The 16,477-nt window shown below is 34.0% G+C and carries 16 protein-coding genes; 13 read left to right on the forward strand and 3 right to left on the reverse strand.

Annotation, left to right across the window (positions count from 1 at the left end):
* Positions 1 to 193: 193 nt before the first annotated feature.
* The 5 genes from RM542_RS09755 to RM542_RS09775 all read left to right on the forward strand — a co-directional run bounded on the left by RM542_RS09755 (position 194) and on the right by RM542_RS09775 (position 6,896).
* Entirely contained in the window at positions 194 to 3,418 is a 3,225-nt protein-coding gene (locus RM542_RS09755; RefSeq protein ID WP_311385560.1) for a VPS10 domain-containing protein, read from the forward strand.
* Between the two features lie 12 nt (positions 3,419 to 3,430).
* Complete coding sequence (locus tag RM542_RS09760) at positions 3,431 to 4,147, forward strand: DUF2490 domain-containing protein (protein ID WP_311385561.1); 717 nt, start codon at positions 3,431 to 3,433, stop codon at positions 4,145 to 4,147.
* Positions 4,147 to 5,367, forward strand: coding sequence for a bifunctional alpha/beta hydrolase/OsmC family protein (locus tag RM542_RS09765; RefSeq protein ID WP_311385562.1), 1,221 nt, complete (start codon positions 4,147 to 4,149; stop codon positions 5,365 to 5,367). The genes RM542_RS09760 and RM542_RS09765 overlap by 1 nt, the downstream gene beginning before the upstream one ends.
* Positions 5,368 to 5,727: 360 nt before the next feature.
* Positions 5,728 to 6,219 carry a YdeI/OmpD-associated family protein gene (locus RM542_RS09770; protein WP_311385563.1) on the forward strand — a complete coding sequence of 164 codons (492 nt, stop codon included), beginning with the start codon at positions 5,728 to 5,730 and terminating at the stop codon, positions 6,217 to 6,219.
* A 71-nt stretch (positions 6,220 to 6,290) separates the two neighbouring features.
* Positions 6,291 to 6,896, forward strand: a complete 606-nt coding sequence (locus RM542_RS09775; RefSeq protein ID WP_311385564.1) for a superoxide dismutase family protein — start codon at positions 6,291 to 6,293, stop codon at positions 6,894 to 6,896.
* Positions 6,897 to 6,966: 70 nt separating this feature from the next.
* Here RM542_RS09775 and RM542_RS09780 read toward each other — a convergent pair whose 3' ends face one another.
* A complete protein-coding gene (locus tag RM542_RS09780; RefSeq protein WP_311385565.1) occupies positions 6,967 to 9,516 on the reverse strand; it encodes an FtsX-like permease family protein in 2,550 nt (849 codons plus the stop codon).
* Positions 9,517 to 9,521: 5 nt separating this feature from the next.
* Positions 9,522 to 10,208: an ABC transporter ATP-binding protein gene (locus RM542_RS09785; protein ID WP_311385566.1), complete on the reverse strand. Its 687-nt coding sequence runs from the start codon at positions 10,206 to 10,208 to the stop codon at positions 9,522 to 9,524.
* Between the two features lie 73 nt (positions 10,209 to 10,281).
* On the opposite strand from RM542_RS09785, the gene RM542_RS09790 reads away from it, so the two are divergent.
* From RM542_RS09790 to RM542_RS09825, 8 genes are all read left to right on the forward strand, one after another.
* Positions 10,282 to 10,971: an arylesterase gene (locus tag RM542_RS09790; RefSeq protein WP_311385567.1), complete on the forward strand. Its 690-nt coding sequence runs from the start codon at positions 10,282 to 10,284 to the stop codon at positions 10,969 to 10,971.
* Between the two features lie 37 nt (positions 10,972 to 11,008).
* On the forward strand, positions 11,009 to 11,380 hold the full coding sequence (locus RM542_RS09795) for a VOC family protein (protein ID WP_311385568.1): 372 nt from the start codon (positions 11,009 to 11,011) through the stop codon (positions 11,378 to 11,380).
* Positions 11,381 to 11,406: 26 nt separating this feature from the next.
* Entirely contained in the window at positions 11,407 to 11,826 is a 420-nt protein-coding gene (locus RM542_RS09800) for a GNAT family N-acetyltransferase (protein WP_311385569.1), read from the forward strand.
* Entirely contained in the window at positions 11,823 to 12,389 is a 567-nt protein-coding gene (locus tag RM542_RS09805) for a cysteine hydrolase family protein (RefSeq protein WP_311385570.1), read from the forward strand. The genes RM542_RS09800 and RM542_RS09805 overlap by 4 nt, the downstream gene beginning before the upstream one ends.
* A complete protein-coding gene (locus RM542_RS09810) occupies positions 12,386 to 12,943 on the forward strand; it encodes a sugar O-acetyltransferase (RefSeq protein ID WP_311385571.1) in 558 nt (185 codons plus the stop codon). Before RM542_RS09805 ends, RM542_RS09810 begins: the two co-directional genes overlap by 4 nt.
* A 21-nt stretch (positions 12,944 to 12,964) precedes the next feature.
* On the forward strand, positions 12,965 to 13,153 hold the full coding sequence (locus RM542_RS09815; RefSeq protein ID WP_311385572.1) for a hypothetical protein: 189 nt from the start codon (positions 12,965 to 12,967) through the stop codon (positions 13,151 to 13,153).
* Positions 13,154 to 13,539: 386 nt separating this feature from the next.
* Positions 13,540 to 14,298 (forward strand): DUF547 domain-containing protein, encoded by a 759-nt coding sequence (locus tag RM542_RS09820; RefSeq protein WP_311385573.1) that lies wholly within the window; start codon positions 13,540 to 13,542, stop codon positions 14,296 to 14,298.
* A gap of 119 nt (positions 14,299 to 14,417) precedes the next feature.
* The gene (locus RM542_RS09825) at positions 14,418 to 15,611 is read left to right on the forward strand and encodes an LETM1-related biofilm-associated protein (protein ID WP_311385574.1); all 1,194 of its coding nucleotides are present in this window, start codon (positions 14,418 to 14,420) and stop codon (positions 15,609 to 15,611) included.
* A gap of 76 nt (positions 15,612 to 15,687) precedes the next feature.
* On the opposite strand, the gene RM542_RS09830 is transcribed toward RM542_RS09825, so the two are convergent.
* Complete coding sequence (locus RM542_RS09830; protein ID WP_311385575.1) at positions 15,688 to 16,443, reverse strand: LytTR family DNA-binding domain-containing protein; 756 nt, start codon at positions 16,441 to 16,443, stop codon at positions 15,688 to 15,690.
* Between the last annotated feature and the right edge of the window lie 34 nt (positions 16,444 to 16,477).

Genomic DNA, 16,477 nt, shown 5'->3' on the forward strand with positions numbered 1-16,477 from the left:
AATAAAAGAGGTATTTGTTTGGTTTGGTGAAAAGACAACCATCAAATATGTTATTTATTGTCAAAGCGATTGATTTTTCGATAAAAGTCAAGTAGATTATGTAGTTCGTCGATAAAATTCCTTAACACCTTTTTAAGAAATCACCTAAGCCTTTTCTTTATCTTTAGGCGACTAATTTCCAACTAATTCGAAAATGAAAAAATTTCTTTCCTTTTTGATGCTCCTCGCATCAACTTCACTGGTTGCTCAAGAATTTACAATGGACCTTGTTCAAGACCTTAAACCAAGAAATATTGGTCCTGGCGGCATGAGCGGTCGTGTTACGGCCATTGATGTGGTTACTTCAAATCCTGATGTAATGTATGTTGGAACTGCTTCGGGAGGACTTTGGAAATCAACATCTGGCGGTATTAAATGGGAACCAATTTTTGATAAAGAATTAACAGCATCTATTGGAGCTGTTGCTATTCAACAGTCTAACCCATCCGTAATTTGGGTAGGTACAGGTGAGGGTAATCCAAGAAACAGTTTAAATGGTGGTTTTGGTGTTTATAAATCACTAGACGGTGGTAAAAACTGGTTGGCTATGGGCTTAGAGAACACTAGGCATATACATCGTGTTATTATTGACCCGACAGACCCAAACACCGTTTATGTTGGCGCAATTGGCTCTCCTTGGGGTGAACATCCTGAACGAGGAGTCTTTAAAACAACTGACGGCGGTAAAACATGGAGTAAAATTCTTTTTGTGAACAACAAAACTGGTGTTGGAGATATGGTAATGGACCCAACCAACCCTAATAAAATAATGGTTGCCATGTGGGAACATAAAAGGGATCCATGGTTTTTTAAATCAGGAGGTTCTGGAAGTGGCTTATATATGACACATGATGGTGGTGCTAATTGGAAAAAGCTAACTGATGAAGATGGTTTGCCAAAAGGGGAATTGGGTAGAATAGGAATTGCTATCGCCAAAAACAAACCGAATATTGTTTATGCTTTAGTTGAAGCCAAGAAGAATGCGCTTTACAAATCAGAAGACGGTGGTTTTATATGGAAAAAAATCAATGATAAAAATGATATCGGAAATAGACCTTTTTATTATTCTGATATCCATGTTGACCCAGAAAATGAAAATCGAGTATTCTCAGTATTTACCTATGTGAATGTTTCTGAAGACGGTGGTAAGAACTTTACAGAACTTATGCCTGCTTATGGCGTGGATAATGGTGTACACCCTGACCATCATGCGTGGTGGATTCATCCAGAGAATGGACAATTTATGATGGATGGTAATGATGGGGGCATGAATATTACTAAAGACGGTGGTAAAACCTGGCGTTTTGTGGGTAATATTCCAGTTGCTCAATTCTATCATATTAATGTAGATAATGAATATCCTTATAATGTCTATGGCGGAATGCAAGACAATGGCTCTTGGCGAGGCCCTGCTTATGCTTGGAGAGCGCAAGGTATTCGTAACGATTATTGGCAAGAAATTAGTTTCGGCGACGGCTTTGATGTTGTGCCTGATTTAGATGATAGTCAATACGGATATACAATGAGTCAGCAAGGTAATGTCTCTCGTTATGATTGGAAGACAGGTAATAATTATTCTGTACGCCCAACGGCACCAAATGCCGATACAAAACTTAGATTCAATTGGAACGCTGCAATTGGTCAAGACCCTTTTGATAATAGTACGGCATATTTTGGAAGTCAGTTCGTACATAAAACAACAGATAAGGGTTTGACATGGCAAGTAATTTCTCCAGATCTAACTTCAAATGATCCTGAAAAACAAAAACAAAGTGAGAGTGGCGGATTGACCATGGATGCTACTGGGGCTGAAAATCATTGTACCATATTGGTCATTGAACCTTCAGTTGTTGAGAAAGATATGCTTTGGGTTGGCACAGATGATGGTCGTGTGCATTATTCTCAAAATGGAGGTGCAAATTGGTCTGAAGTTACCGCTAATATTAAAGGCTTACCAAAAGGAAGTTGGATACCACAAATAAAAGCATCTAAAAAAAATAAAGGAGAAGCGCTTTTAATTGCAAACGATTATAGAAGATTCAATTATACACCTTACGTGTATAGAACAAAAAACTATGGTAAAACATGGTCTAGAATTGTAGATAGTAATGATGTTCAGAGTTATGCTTTAGCTATCGTCGAAGATGAAATAGACGCGAATCTTATGTTTTTAGGAACTGATGATGGTCTTTATATTTCTTTTAATGCTGGAAATTCTTGGAAAAAATGGACAGAAGGTTATCCTACCGTTTCCACTAAAGACTTGGTAATTCACCCTAGAGAACATGATTTAGTAATTGGAACATTTGGTCGTGCCGCCTGGGTATTAGATGATATTCGCCCATTGAGAGCTCTAGCAGCTAATAAAGCCATTCTACAAAAAGATATTAAGCTATTCGAGAGTCCGACTGCCTATCAAGCCGCTTATCAACAAGCTACAGGTAGCCGTTTTGGTGCAGATGCTATATACAATGGAGAAAACAGAAAGCGTGGCGCCATGATTACCTACTTTTTGAAAGAGGGTAAAGAGGTCATGAAGAAGGATGATAAAAAAGCTGATACAACAAATAAGGAAACTTCTGATATTGATGCTTCTAAAAAAGAGCTGACTGGTGTTCAGAAAAAAGATTCAATTCAGTTTGATATTTATGATGGGGAACGCCTTATTCGTACACTAAAATATAAGACACCTAAAAAAGCCGGTTTCCATAGAATTTATTGGAGAATGGATGAAAAAGGAGCAGAACGTCCTTCAAGGAAAATTAGCAAGAATAGTCGTGAAAGAGGTGGTGTTGCTGTAAAACCAGGTACCTACAAAGTGCAAGTAAGTTTTGGTGATGTAACTGATGAGACAGCAGTTACCGTTAAGAGCGATCCAAGAATAAAAGTGAATATTGCAGCCATTAATGAGGTATACGAGAGTGCAAATAAACTTCAAAAATTGACACAAACGGCAGCAGATGCAGTTAAACAATTGGTTGAAAGTAAAGACTTGGCAAACAAGTATTCTAAAGAGTTGAAAGCTTTAGATAAAGACAAATACAAAGACCAAATTAAGGAGTCTTCTACCATTGTAAAAAGCATTGACTCTGTAATCGCCCTATACATTGGCAAAGTAGACAAACGTCAAGGTATCACAAGAAACCCTGAGGTGAACGTAATGCAAAGAATAAGCGTAGCCAATAGATATGTTTACAGCAGAAAAACAGGCATCACAAAAACAGAGAAAGATTTAATCAATTATGCTGAAGCCGAGTTGAAAGAGACCTTAACTAAAACTAATTCTTTCTTTACTGATACATGGAAAACCTATAGAGAGTCTATTGAAAGTATTGACTTATCTCCTTTCAAAACAACAAAAACATTTTCCATCAATTAAAAAAAGCAGAACATGAAAAGAGTTATTGTTTTTTGTTTTTTAATAAGTTTTTTAGCCAACAGTCAAGAAACCGGAGAAGATGAAACCGGTATTTGGTATATGTATTTCGGAATGAATAAAATTTCAGAACGATTCAGTTTACATACTGAAGCGCAGTTTAGATATTATGAAACTTCGGATAATTTTAATCAATTATTATTAAGAACTGGGCTCAATTATCATATCAACCCAAATGCAATGATTACCGGGGGATACGCTTTTATTAATACCGACCCAAATTTTGAAGATAATAGACTAATTTTTGATGATATCATTGATGATGATTTAAGAATAAAAGAACACCGAATTTTTGAGCAATTCATTTTAAAGAATAAGGTTTGGGAATTATTATTTGAACACCGTTATCGCCTTGAGCAACGTTTTATAACCGTTGCTGAAAAAGATGATTTTGATTATGAAAACAAGACAGAGCACCGTGCTCGATATCGTATTCAAATGACTTTACCCTTAACCAATACGTTCTTCTTAAATTTTTATGATGAATTATTCATTAACCTTCAAGACAACCTCTTCGGGCAAAACAGACTTTATGGTGCTATAGGCGCTCATATTACAGATAACAGCAGCCTGCAATTAGGTTGGCTACGCAATCAGTTTTCTAGTGCAGTTTTTAATCGTTTTCAGATAGGTTTCTTCTTTAATCCCGACCTAAGGAAAAAGAAAAAATAATGAACCTGCAGAAAGTTAATTTCAATAATAAAGAAGGACAAAAACTTATAGGTAGGTTAGAATTTCCGGCAGATCGGCAAGCACATAATTTTGCACTTTTTGCCCATTGCTTTACTTGCACAAAAAATCTTTCTGCAGTAAAAAATATAAGTAAAGCTTTAACCGCTAATGGATTTGCGGTGCTCCGCTTTGATTTTACTGGTTTAGGAGAGAGTGATGGAGACTTTGCAGATACCAATTTTTCTGGCAATGTAAATGACTTAATTGCTGCTGCTAATTTTTTGAAAGAGAATTATGAAGCACCCTCTTTAATAATTGGCCATTCATTAGGCGGTGCAGCAGTTTTATTTGCTGCAGCTGAAATAGAATCTATTAATGCTGTTGCCACTATTGGGGCTCCTTCGAACCCAAAACATGTTAATCATTTATTTAAAAGTGGGCTAGAAGAAATTAAAGCCAAAGGTGAGGCGGTGGTAAATTTAAGCGGTCGTGACTTTAAAATTAAAAAGCAGTTTGTTGATGATTTAGAATCTAAATCGTTACCGGAGACTGCTAAATCACTACGCAAGCCGTTACTTATCATGCATTCACCACAAGATGAAACCGTGGGAATTAAAAATGCAGAAGAAATTTATGGCGCCGCGCATCATCCAAAAAGTTTCGTGTCTTTAAATGGAGCAGATCATCTTTTGTTTGATAAAAAAGATTCTATTTATGTAGGTGAAGTCATATCTGGTTGGGCCAAAAGATATTTAACTATTAATGCCCGTGTTGATAGCAAGTTAAAATCAAAACATCAGGTTATTGCAAGCTTAGATAATGATGACGGATTTTCTACGCAATTAAAAGTAGGAAACCATTACATGCTTGCCGACGAACCCATAAGTTTTGGTGGTAATGATTATGGTCCTTCGCCGTATGAATTAGTATCTGCCGGACTTTCAGCATGCACCGTTATGACAATTCAAATGTATGCCAAACGAAAAGGATGGCTTATTGATAATGTAGAAGTTCACACCTCTTACAGTAAAATGCATATAGAAGATTGTGAGAATTGTGAGAGTACTAATGCTAAGATTGATACTTTTCATCGAGAAATAAAACTAAATGGAGACCTTGATGAAAATCAAAAGCAAAAGCTATTACAGATAGCTGATAAATGCCCTGTGCATAAAACTTTGCATAGCGATACTCAGGTAATTAGCGCTTTAGTAGACTAAAGTCTCATATGAAGAATATCAAAATATTGTAGTTCTAATTCAATTACACGATTATGCAATTTTCTTAATGCCTGAACATATTCGTTTTGGGCAATTTCCCCGGATTGTTTCATTAAACGTAAATTCTGATAATTTCTACTGAATAAACGTCTTTGCCTACAATATGAAAGAAAATCTAAATATTTTGATGGCTGGTAGACCAACATAATGGTTTGTGTTTATTGTTTTTATTTATTTACTAATCGGGGGAAATTAGATACTTTTAAAACGTCCAATTACCGATTATCGTATTTTTTAACCATTTTATCGATGTTTTTCCTTTAAAATTCATAATTGGTTTGTTTGTAATTGATTCGTATTATGCTGAAAAGTTCTGTTTTTGAAATTTCTGTAACTGGGGATTATTATTCTTTAATTCTTTCAGAAGAAATAGTAGAACCCTTCATAAAGATGAAAACAAGACGTGTAAAGGCCGTTGCAAAATTTGAAGGGAAAGAATTGGTATTTCATGCCGCCATTCAAAAAATACATGGTCAATATTGTATGATGTTTGGTAAACGCTATCAAAAAGAATTGGGGCTATTTCCAAATGATATTTTTGAATTGCAATTTTTTGAGGACACTTCAAAATATGGAGTTGAAGTTCCGGAAGAATTTGAAGCGGTTATGATTAGTGATTATGAGGCCTATAAAATTTTTGAAAGTTTTACCGATGGTAAAAAGAGAGGTTTGATTTATGGTATAGCTCGCTACAAAAACTCGCAAACCAAAATTGATAAGACCTTATTATTATGTGAAAATTTGAAAAGAGGAATTAAAGATCCCAAGGAACTTTTTAAGGCGCAATTCTAAAGTGATAGCAGCTGAAATATTGAATTCACTTGAAATATTCAGTAACTTAGACAAAACTAAAAACACTAAAAATGAAAAAAGTTCAAGCAACACTATTAGGCTTATTGATAGTGACTGTATTTAGCTGCAAAGAGGTAAAGAAAGATACTAATGCCGCTAAGGAAGAAATGGAAGCAGTTGAGACAGAATTTGAAACTGAAAAAGAAATGATTGAAATGGCTAAAAATGAAGCGATTACATTTCAATTAGAACCTAAAAGTGATAGTGGTATATCTGGCGAAGTTACTTTTGCTGAAGAAGGTGGTACTGTGAGTATGTCGGCCTCTTTAACTGGTTTAACAGAAGGTGAGCATGCTATTCATATTCATGAAAAAGCTGATTGTTCATCTGCTGATGGAAAATCAACTGGTGGTCATTGGAACCCAACATTTCAACCACATGCAAAATGGGGAGCTGAAGGTGGTTATCATAAAGGTGACATTGGTAATTTTACTGCAGATGCGAGTGGTAATGCATCCATCTCATTTTCAACTAGTGAATGGTGCATTGGATGTGATGATGATACTAAAAATATTGTGGGTAAAGCAATTATAGTACACCAAGGTATTGATGACTTCACATCTCAGCCAAGTGGTGCCGCTGGGGCACGTGTTGCCTGTACTGGTATCATACAATAATTATAAAAATATTCAGATTCAATATAGAGGGTGAATGCTTTACCCTCTATATGCTGTTTCTTTTGATAAATTAGTTAATTTCTTTTCTTAAAACTTCTAAAGGCGGGCTTTGTAAAACTGTTTTACTATTAAATAAGCCTATCAACAATACCAAAAGAGTGATTACAGGTAAAACAATGACGAAAGGCGGCCATGAAGGAATAAACGCTGTTTGAAATACAAATTTTGCCAATAAAAAGCTACCCACTAAAGCAAGGACCAATCCTATTCCACTTCCTAAAAGCCCCAAATACAGATATTCTAAAGCTGTAATACGTAATATCTGCTTACTTTTTGCTCCTAGAGTTCTTAACAGTACACTCTCTTTAATTCGCTGATATTTACTAGTTCTAACCGAACCTATCAGCACAATAATACCAGTAAGAATACTAAAAAAGGCCATAAAGTTGATTACCCAAGAAATCTTATTTAATATACCCTCTATAACACTTAAAACTTGTCTTAAATCTATAATTGATACCGTCGGAAACTGTTTCACCAATTGCCGTTGTAAAGAAGCTGAAGTACCAGTATCCGGCACATTTGTCGTTAAGACGTGAAATTGAGGTGCACTTTCTAGAATACCAGAAGGAAAAAGAATGGAAAAATTTATTTGCATTCTAGCCCAATCAACGGTTCTTATATTGGCTACATAAGTCTCCATTAGTACACCTTGTACATTAAAAATAAGTTTATCACCAAGATTAACTTGTGCACCTTGAGCTACATTTTCAGCAAGTGAAATTGGTATTAAACCATTAGGAGTTTTTTCAACAGGCCAAGTTCCTTCTAGTGAGGTTTCAGAACTCACTAACTCATCTCTATAGGTTACTCTAAATTCATGATGTAATATCCACTTGTTCATAGTGGTGGTAGTGTCTAAAATCAATTCTCGTACAGGTCTTTCCTTTATTTGTTGTACGCGCATCGTAATTATCGGAATATTATTTAAAACCTCAAGCCCTGAAGATTTAATACTATTTTCAGCGTGCTCTTTTTGCTCAGTTTGCACATCCATTAAAATTAAATTTGGAGCTTTTTCACTAGCTTCTAAAGATGTTTTAGCTAGTAATACATCTTTTGTAAAGTATAGGGTACTAATTAAGAATGTACCTACTCCTATAGCTAAAATTAAAACCGCAGTTTGATTATTTGGTCTAAAAAGATTCAATAGACTCTGTCGAGCAGTGAACCCCCAAGAATTAGGAAAATAACGTTTTACCAATCGCATGAATAAAATTGCTGTTCCTCCTAAAACTGCAAATACCATAAGAATTGCTAGTACAAAGTAAAGTGCATAGTTCAATCTACCAAGTAACCAATAAGCAAATCCAAATACGAAGAGCATGATAGCCAATAAAACCAAAAAACGAGATGTTAAGGAGTTTTTACCATTATCATCCTGTACCCTCAACACTTGCAGAGGTGAGACAAACCATGTTGATAATAATGGTGTTAATGCAAATAAAACTGACATTAAAACCCCCAATATTAATCCTACCGAAACTGCTTGGGGAGCAAAACTAATCTCTACTTCAAAAGGCAAATATCCTTGCAATAATAATGGAAATGATTGTTGTAAAACAAGACCAGTTAAAACCCCTAAAAATCCGCCCACAAAACCCATTCCAGCTATTTGTATTAAGTAAATAAAGAAGCTCTGCTTTCTAGTTGCTCCTAAACACTTCAATACGGCAACGGAGCTAAGCTTTTCTTTAATATAAATATGAACTGAACTAGCAATACCTACACAACCTAAAAGCAAGGCAATAAAGGCTACAAGATTTAAAAACTTACCAAAATTCTCATAGTTTCTACCTAAACGTTGTCCTGTAGACAAGTGAGTGTCCAAATCGGCACCCTCTACATCGAGCATTGGGTCAACTAACCTATCTAGTTCTTCCAAATCTTGTTGTTCATCGGCAACAAAATAAAAATCATAGCCTACTCTACTACCAATTTGAATTAAACCCGTTTCTTCGATAGATTTAAAAGGAATCCATATAGGAGGAGCTATAGAAGCCCCAACTCCACCTGTACCAGGTGCTGAAACTAGACTCCCAGTAATAGGAAAAAGGCTATTTCCAATTTTAATAGAGTCACCAACGTTTACACCAAATTGTAACATTAATGTAGCATCTACAAGAGCACCATTTGTTTTTTGATAAGTACCTGCAGCATTTAGCGGTACTGTTTCTAATTCGCCATAAAATGGATAGGCACCTTGAATACCTTGAATACTGACTAGTTTAGTATCGCCACTTCTTGGAAACACGGCCATTGAAGGAAAACTAACCCCTTTTGCATCAGCGCCACCCAAAGAGTCAATAATAGCTTGAACCTTGGGTGTTGGAGGTTTATCACTATCAATTAAAAAATCAGCACCCATTAATGCTTTAGATTGTAATGCAATATTATCTTTTAAGTTAGCGCTGAAAGATTGAATAGAAACAACTGCCGCAATACCTAAAATTATTGAAGCCATAAATAAAAGCAAGCGTTTGCCACTAGCCTTACTATCACGCCAGGCCATTTTAAAAATCCAACTAATACCTGCTTTTGAAGTAGATTGATTCTTCATAGTTATCAAATAGATACTGTTTCATTAGCAACAATTCTACCACCTTTAAGCTTCAATATACGCTGCGTTTTTTGCGCTAATTCTAAATCATGGGTCACAATCACTAAAGTAGTACCAGCTTCTTTATTGAGGTCAAATAGTAACTCAACCACTTTTTGACCCGTTTCTTCATCAAGATTACCTGTTGGTTCGTCTGCAAATAAAATAGAAGGGCGTGTAGAAAACGCCCTAGCCAAAGCAACACGTTGCTGTTCTCCACCAGACAACTGGGAAGGATAATGATGAAGTCTATCTTTTAAGCCTACTTTACCTAATAATTCAATCCCTACTTTTTTCGCATTCTTTTGGCCCTGTAGTTCTAAAGGAACGATAACGTTTTCAAGTGCGGTAAGCGTTGGTAATAATTGAAAATTTTGAAATATAAATCCCACTTCTTTATTACGCAGTAAAGCCCTTTCATCTTCGTTTAAGTCAGATAAGTCCTTTCCAGATAGTTCTACAAAACCTTCATTAGGTTCATCAAGACCTGCACAAAGGCCTAACAATGTTGTTTTACCGCTTCCTGAAGGGCCTACAATCGCAAAAGTTTCACCAGCTTCAATTTCAAATGAAATAGCATCTAAAACCGTTAACTTTTTAGAACCACTAGTGTATGTTTTCCCAAGCTGACCAACGTTTAATATCTTTGACATAGTTTATATGTGAGCTGTATTTTTTCGAAATCGAAAAATAGGCAATTGAATTCACTTAACACCTCTTTTTACTATGCGTACCCTCTTAAAGTTTCGTTATTTTTTTGCTTTGTTTTTAATGTTATCGTGTGATGATTCAGCAAAAAAAACAACTCAAAATAAAACATCAGAAACGACTGAACAACAAAAAAATCTTTTAATAGAGGATGGTAATAAAGTAATACTGTTTTTTGGTGATAGTTTGACTGCTGGTTATGGTATAGAATTGGAAGAGGCTTTTCCTGCATTAACTCAAAAACGAATAGATTCTTTAAACCTTAATTATACCATTGTCAATTCGGGTTTGAGCGGCGAAACAACAGCTGGCGGATTAAACAGATTAAATTGGGTTCTTAATCAGAAAGTCGATGTTTTTGTTTTAGAACTAGGTGCGAATGACGGTTTAAGAGGAATTCCGTTGAACGAAACCAGTTCTAATCTACAAGCAATTATCAATTTGGTCAAAAAAAAGAACGATGACACCAGAATTGTCTTGGCAGGCATGCAAATACCACCGAATATGGGGCCAGAATACACAAAAGAATTTCGCGAAATATTCCCTAAGTTGGCAAAAGAAAATAATATTCCACTTGTACCTTTTCTTTTGGAAAATGTGGCCGGTAACCCAGAATTAAACTTAGAAGATGGTATTCATCCAACCGCGGAAGGACATCAAATTGTAATGGAAAATGTATGGTTAGTTTTAAGTGAAGTTCTTAAGTAAAATTCTTAATTTTAAGAGATAACCATTATACACAAAAATGAAACTAGGCGTATTCTCATTAAGTCTTTCTGTAAAGGACTTAGAAACTTCTCGAACATTCTATGAAAAATTGGGCTTTGCGATTTTCGCAGGTTCAATAGAGCAAAACTACATGATAATGAAAAATGGTACTACCTTAATTGGTTTGTTCCAGGGCATGTTTGAAAATAATATCATGACTTTTAATCCTGGATGGGATGAAAATGCTCAACCAGTAAAGGGTTATGATGATGTACGTACAATACAAAAACACCTAAAAGCTAATCAAATTAAATTGGTGAGCGAGGCAGATGAAAACAGTACCGGACCAGCAAGCTTTGTCATTCAAGATCCTGATGGTAATACCATTTTAATTGATCAACATGTTTAAGGTATAAATCACAGAATTTTATTCTTTTGAATTTTAATATCAAAGAAATTGCACACTACGAAACTTGGGATATTAGGCATCAAGTCATGTGGCCGGACAAAAATATTGATTACATAAAACTGAAAAATGATGAGCATGGGCTTCACTATGGCCTATTTATTAATCATAATCTTGTTTCCGTTGTTTCACTATTTTTCCAAGGAAAAAGAGTACAGTTTAGAAAATTTGCTACTGTAAATAAACAGCAAGGCAAAGGATATGGCACTGAATTACTTAAAGCAATGTTTAATAAATTAAGTATCCTAAATATTGAAAATATTTGGTGTAATGCTCGTAAGGATAAAGTTAGTTTTTATACCAATTTTGGTATGGAAGAGACTAACATTCAATTTACAAAAGGAGGGATAGACTACATTGTTATGGAAAAAAAATTAGTAATACGATGAATTTAGAATTTGATAACTCAGCATTGTTACTCATTGACATACAATATGGTTTAGACGATTGGGAGTATTATGGCGGTAACAGAAATAACCCTCAAGCAGAAGAAAATGCTAAAGCATTACTTCAAAAATGGCGTACACTTAAATTACCTGTTTTTCACGTCCAACACAGTGCTCAAAACCCGAAATCACCTTTACATCCTTCTAAAGCAGGCTTCGCTATAAAAAATGAAGTTTTGCCAATTAAAGGAGAACCTATTATTTCTAAAAATGTAAATAGCGCATTTATTGGCACCGATTTAGAAGAACAATTAAATAAAGATGATATTTCAATAGTCGTTATAGCAGGCCTTACTTCCAATCATTGCATTTCAACAAGTGTTAGAATGGCTTCTAATCTTGGATTTAAAATCTATTTAATTGCAGACGCAACGGCTACTTTTGACAGCATAGCTCCAAATGGGGATAAGTTTGATTCAGAAATCATTCATCAAACAACCTTAGCAAGTTTGAACGAAGAATTTGCAACTATCTTGAATACTCAAGATTTACTTTCGAGCTTATGAATGAAAAAGTAAAAATGATACATGGTGAACTTTACAATCCTTTTGACAAAGAATTAGTATCTCAACGGATTGAAGCTCGACTCTTGCAACAAAAACTAAATACTTGCTCACCGGATAACGGAAAAGAATTGAAACGTTTGGCCAAATTACTCATTCCTAATCAGGGTAAAAGTTGCTTTATTCAACCCCCTTTTTATTGTGATTATGGTGCTAATATTTATTTAGGTAAAAGAGTTTTTTTTAATTTTAATTGTACGGTACTAGATGTTACACCTGTTAAAATTGGTGATAGAACCATGTTCGGACCCAATGTTCAAATATATACAGCTACACATCCTTTGGACGCCAAATCACGGGCCTCTGGCTTGGAGTTTGGTAAACCTATAACTATTGGTGAAGATGTTTGGATAGGTGGCAATGTTACTATTTGCCCTGGTGTTACAATTGGTGACAGAACAGTAATTGGTGCGGGTAGTGTGATTACTAAAGATATTCCTTCAGATACATTCGCTGCTGGCAATCCTTGTAAAATTATTAAAACCATTGATAATTAAATTTTTTATTATTTTGCTGCCATGGATATAAAAAATATTTTTGGAGCCATATTAACCTTAGCGGGAATAGGAGGCTTAATTTATACAGCAATATTGTATGGAAATAATAGTGAAAATACGAGAGCTATGATTATTTATGGGGTCTTGGGAGCACTCTTCTTCTTTTCTTGTATTGGTTTAATAAAAAATACTTCAAAAAAAGCTTCATAAACTAGTTAAAGAGTACTTCTCAAATAAGATTTAGGCTTTTTAATATTTTTCTAAATAAGGCAAATCAATAAAGTTTATTGATTTCAAAAAGCCATTACCTACTAATGTTTAACAAGCATTTTATTTTGCGACCTAACGATTAACTAAAGGCCATTGAATTTTATGTTTCATTAATCTATTCGTCATTTGGAATACGAAACGTGATTTTTTTGAATTGCTCTTACTTTAAAACTGCAAATGAAAAGCTTATCATCATTAATAAATTTATAAAATATCAACAGGATTTTGTTTGCTAGATTTCAGAAAGGAAATTAAATCTTTTTCGACCAAGAACACATGTGCTTAATTACCTGTGGTAAATTGAATTTCTGGTGAAACAAAATGATATGAATTTAAAAGGCATTAGTATTTTTCTTTTGTTAATCTTCTCCATGTGTGAAGCACAGACTACAAAACTTAATTCGCTTTCTGAGCAGTTTTTAGAAAAAATCAAAAAAGGTGAAAACACTGAATATCTTCAAGAGCAGTTAGCGAAAATTGACCTAGAAGAATTAGCTAACACCCTTAAAACAGATGAACAAAAGATAGCCTTTTGGATTAATCTCTACAATGCTTACATACAAGTAATTCTGAAAAAAAGTCCGGAACTTTATGAAAATCGAAACGATTTCTTTTCAAGAAATCAAATAATTATAGCCGAAAATGAAATTTCTTTTGATAAGATTGAACATGGGATAATTAGAAAGTCTAAATCCAAACTAGGATTGGGATACTTAAAAAAAAGTTTTCCTAATGGGTTCGAAAAATTATTAAGAGTAGAAAATCCAGATTACAGAATTCATTTTGCTCTTAACTGTGGTGCAAAAGACTGTCCACCAATTGCTATTTATTCCCCTATTGATTTACATCATCAATTGGCCAAGAGCACAACGTATTTTTTAAAAAGTTCCACAACATTTGATACCACACAAAACAAAGTATTTGTTTCTTCTGTGTTTAGTTGGTTTAGGGGAGATTTTGGAGGCAAAGATGGTTCACTTAAGATTCTTAAAGAACAAGACCTGATTCCCACGACCAGGGGCGTAGCAATTGACTATAAAGAATATAATTGGACCCTGGATTTGGGTAATTTTATTGAGTTCTAAAGCTGTTAGAAAATCTTTTGCTTTTCAAAATTCTTCTTTTCAATTTTAATTTAATTAGATGACTTCATTGTAGCCAAAGTCTTATAATTTATGTTTCTTTGAAGTTGGAAAATTAACCTATGAACCCATCTGCTCCAGGTTGGATTAATAAATTTGGTTCTCTTTTAAAAACCGGAGAGTTACCCTATTCTTCTTACAAAGAACTCTATCTAGAGCTATTAGATAATGGCTTTGTTTATGGCATACATCTAGACATTCCATCATTTATACCTACTGAACATAAGCTATCGGAAGATGAGATAGCCAAAATAAATCTATTAACGGCTTTATATTTTGCTTTTCGTTTTGAAACTAACAGTTCAGATTTTGAAAAGTTTGTTGATACTGTTTTTGCCTATTATCAACAAATGGAGGTTGGAAGAATCTCTTTCTTAAATAAAATATTGACCGGAAGCAAAACCATTGCACAACTTGAAAAGCTTGTTGAGTCAAGAATTTACTTAAATGGTAACGTTTTTAATAAAGCTTTTGGGAATAGTTTAACCAACTCTTTATTATATGTTGATGTTTTAATTTTTAGTGCCTACTTGTCAAACTCTAAGTCGTTAACAAGACATGCTCAAGTTTTAGAATATATAACTATTAACATAGCTTATCACGCTCTTTATTCAAAAAAGCGAAATGATAATGATCTTAAACTAATGCAATTATTAGAATCATCATTAACCTATGTTGATTTAAACGAGACAAAGTTTGAAGGATCTTATCTTCAAATGATACCAGATAATTTAAGTGAATGTGAGAAAGATTATTTGCTTGATTTTGCTTGTTTAGCTGTTTGGGAAGATGCTACTTTAGACCACTCAGAATCAGAGTTTATTTTTAAAATTTCTAGCGTCTTAGACAAGACAAAAACCAACGCTAAAAATGCATTAGAAAATGTTAAACTTTTCTTCATTAAAAATCATCAAAAAATACCCTATTTACAAGACACAAATTTGGCATCAAAATTCTATGATGGGATGACCAAAAATGTCAGTAAATTAATTTTAAGAAATAGTAAAAGGCTTAAAAAGGAGCTTTCAGAAAGTAGAGAGTTAGTACAGCTTTTAGCCAAGGCAACTTCTAAAGATTTAAATGTAGAGGAGCGAAAAAAAATACAAAGTCAACTGCTTGACCTCTTTAAATCTATTCCGTCTCTAGCTATTTTCATGTTACCAGGTGGAGCTGTTTTATTACCAATTTTTATTAAATTAATTCCTAAATTGCTACCATCTGCTTTTGATGATAATAGGGTGGATGAAAAAGGGTGATTTTAGTAAAAATAGCTGGTATAAGAAAAATCTATCATGATATTTAATTATCTTAAATTCAGTTTATTAAATACTCTTATTCCAACCATAACTTAAAATCTTTTACTCGCTCCCGGCTAACAATAATTTCTTGTTCTTTAAAGCTATTTAGCTTAATTTGAAGTCTAGAATTAGTATATGAAATTATATCATTAATATGATTTATATTAACATAGAACTTACGGCTTACTCTGAAAAATATTTTCGGTGAAAGTTCGTCTTCGAGGTTTTCTAAAGTGGTATCCAACAAATAATTTCTTCCATCAATAGTAGCTGCATAAGTGCCTTTATTTTCACTATAAAAACACTCAACTTCATCAGCATTAATAATTTTTATATGCTGTCCAACTTTGGCTGTAAATCGTTTTTTGAATTCGCGTTCAAGTGGATTAATTAAAAGCTTTTTAATGTCTTCAAAATCAACAGCAATTTGTTCTTTTTCAGGCTTTAATTCTTTATACTGTTTTACCGCTTTTTCAAGCTCCTCGTCATCTATAGGTTTTAGCAGATAATCAATGCTATTTAACTTAAAAGCTTGCAGCGCATATTCATCATAAGCAGTAGTAAAAATGATAGCACTTTTAACATCAACAACATCGAATATTTCAAATGATAATCCATCCGAAAGTTGAATGTCTAAAAAGATTAAATCAGGGTGTTCATTATTTTGAAACCACTCAATTGATTCTTCAACAGAATGAAGCATTGTTGAAACCGCAACATTTAAATCACTCAATAATCTTCCTAATCTTCTAGCTGCAGGTTTTTCGTCCTCAATAATGATAACTTTCATTCAGGTTTATTTTAATATTGATACTTAAACTTCG

Source organism: Croceitalea sp. P059 (genome assembly GCF_031846365.1).
In the GTDB taxonomy this organism is placed as follows: Bacteria; Bacteroidota; Bacteroidia; order Flavobacteriales; family Flavobacteriaceae; genus Croceitalea; species Croceitalea vernalis.

What these genes read in the sequence shown, in the direction of transcription:
- RM542_RS09755 (WP_311385560.1), top strand. Translation starts at nt 194, where the DNA reads ATGAAAAAATTTCTTTCCTTTTTGATGCTCCTCGCATCAACTTCACTG.
- RM542_RS09760 (WP_311385561.1), top strand. Translation starts at nt 3,431, where the DNA reads ATGAAAAGAGTTATTGTTTTTTGTTTTTTAATAAGTTTTTTAGCCAAC.
- RM542_RS09765 (WP_311385562.1), top strand. Translation starts at nt 4,147, where the DNA reads ATGAACCTGCAGAAAGTTAATTTCAATAATAAAGAAGGACAAAAACTT.
- RM542_RS09770 (WP_311385563.1), top strand. Translation starts at nt 5,728, where the DNA reads ATGCTGAAAAGTTCTGTTTTTGAAATTTCTGTAACTGGGGATTATTAT.
- RM542_RS09775 (WP_311385564.1), top strand. Translation starts at nt 6,291, where the DNA reads ATGAAAAAAGTTCAAGCAACACTATTAGGCTTATTGATAGTGACTGTA.
- RM542_RS09780 (WP_311385565.1), bottom strand. Translation starts at nt 9,516, where the DNA reads ATGAAGAATCAATCTACTTCAAAAGCAGGTATTAGTTGGATTTTTAAA.
- RM542_RS09785 (WP_311385566.1), bottom strand. Translation starts at nt 10,208, where the DNA reads ATGTCAAAGATATTAAACGTTGGTCAGCTTGGGAAAACATACACTAGT.
- RM542_RS09790 (WP_311385567.1), top strand. Translation starts at nt 10,282, where the DNA reads ATGCGTACCCTCTTAAAGTTTCGTTATTTTTTTGCTTTGTTTTTAATG.
- RM542_RS09795 (WP_311385568.1), top strand. Translation starts at nt 11,009, where the DNA reads ATGAAACTAGGCGTATTCTCATTAAGTCTTTCTGTAAAGGACTTAGAA.
- RM542_RS09805 (WP_311385570.1), top strand. Translation starts at nt 11,823, where the DNA reads ATGAATTTAGAATTTGATAACTCAGCATTGTTACTCATTGACATACAA.
- RM542_RS09810 (WP_311385571.1), top strand. Translation starts at nt 12,386, where the DNA reads ATGAATGAAAAAGTAAAAATGATACATGGTGAACTTTACAATCCTTTT.
- RM542_RS09815 (WP_311385572.1), top strand. Translation starts at nt 12,965, where the DNA reads ATGGATATAAAAAATATTTTTGGAGCCATATTAACCTTAGCGGGAATA.
- RM542_RS09820 (WP_311385573.1), top strand. Translation starts at nt 13,540, where the DNA reads ATGAATTTAAAAGGCATTAGTATTTTTCTTTTGTTAATCTTCTCCATG.
- RM542_RS09825 (WP_311385574.1), top strand. Translation starts at nt 14,418, where the DNA reads ATGAACCCATCTGCTCCAGGTTGGATTAATAAATTTGGTTCTCTTTTA.
- RM542_RS09830 (WP_311385575.1), bottom strand. Translation starts at nt 16,443, where the DNA reads ATGAAAGTTATCATTATTGAGGACGAAAAACCTGCAGCTAGAAGATTA.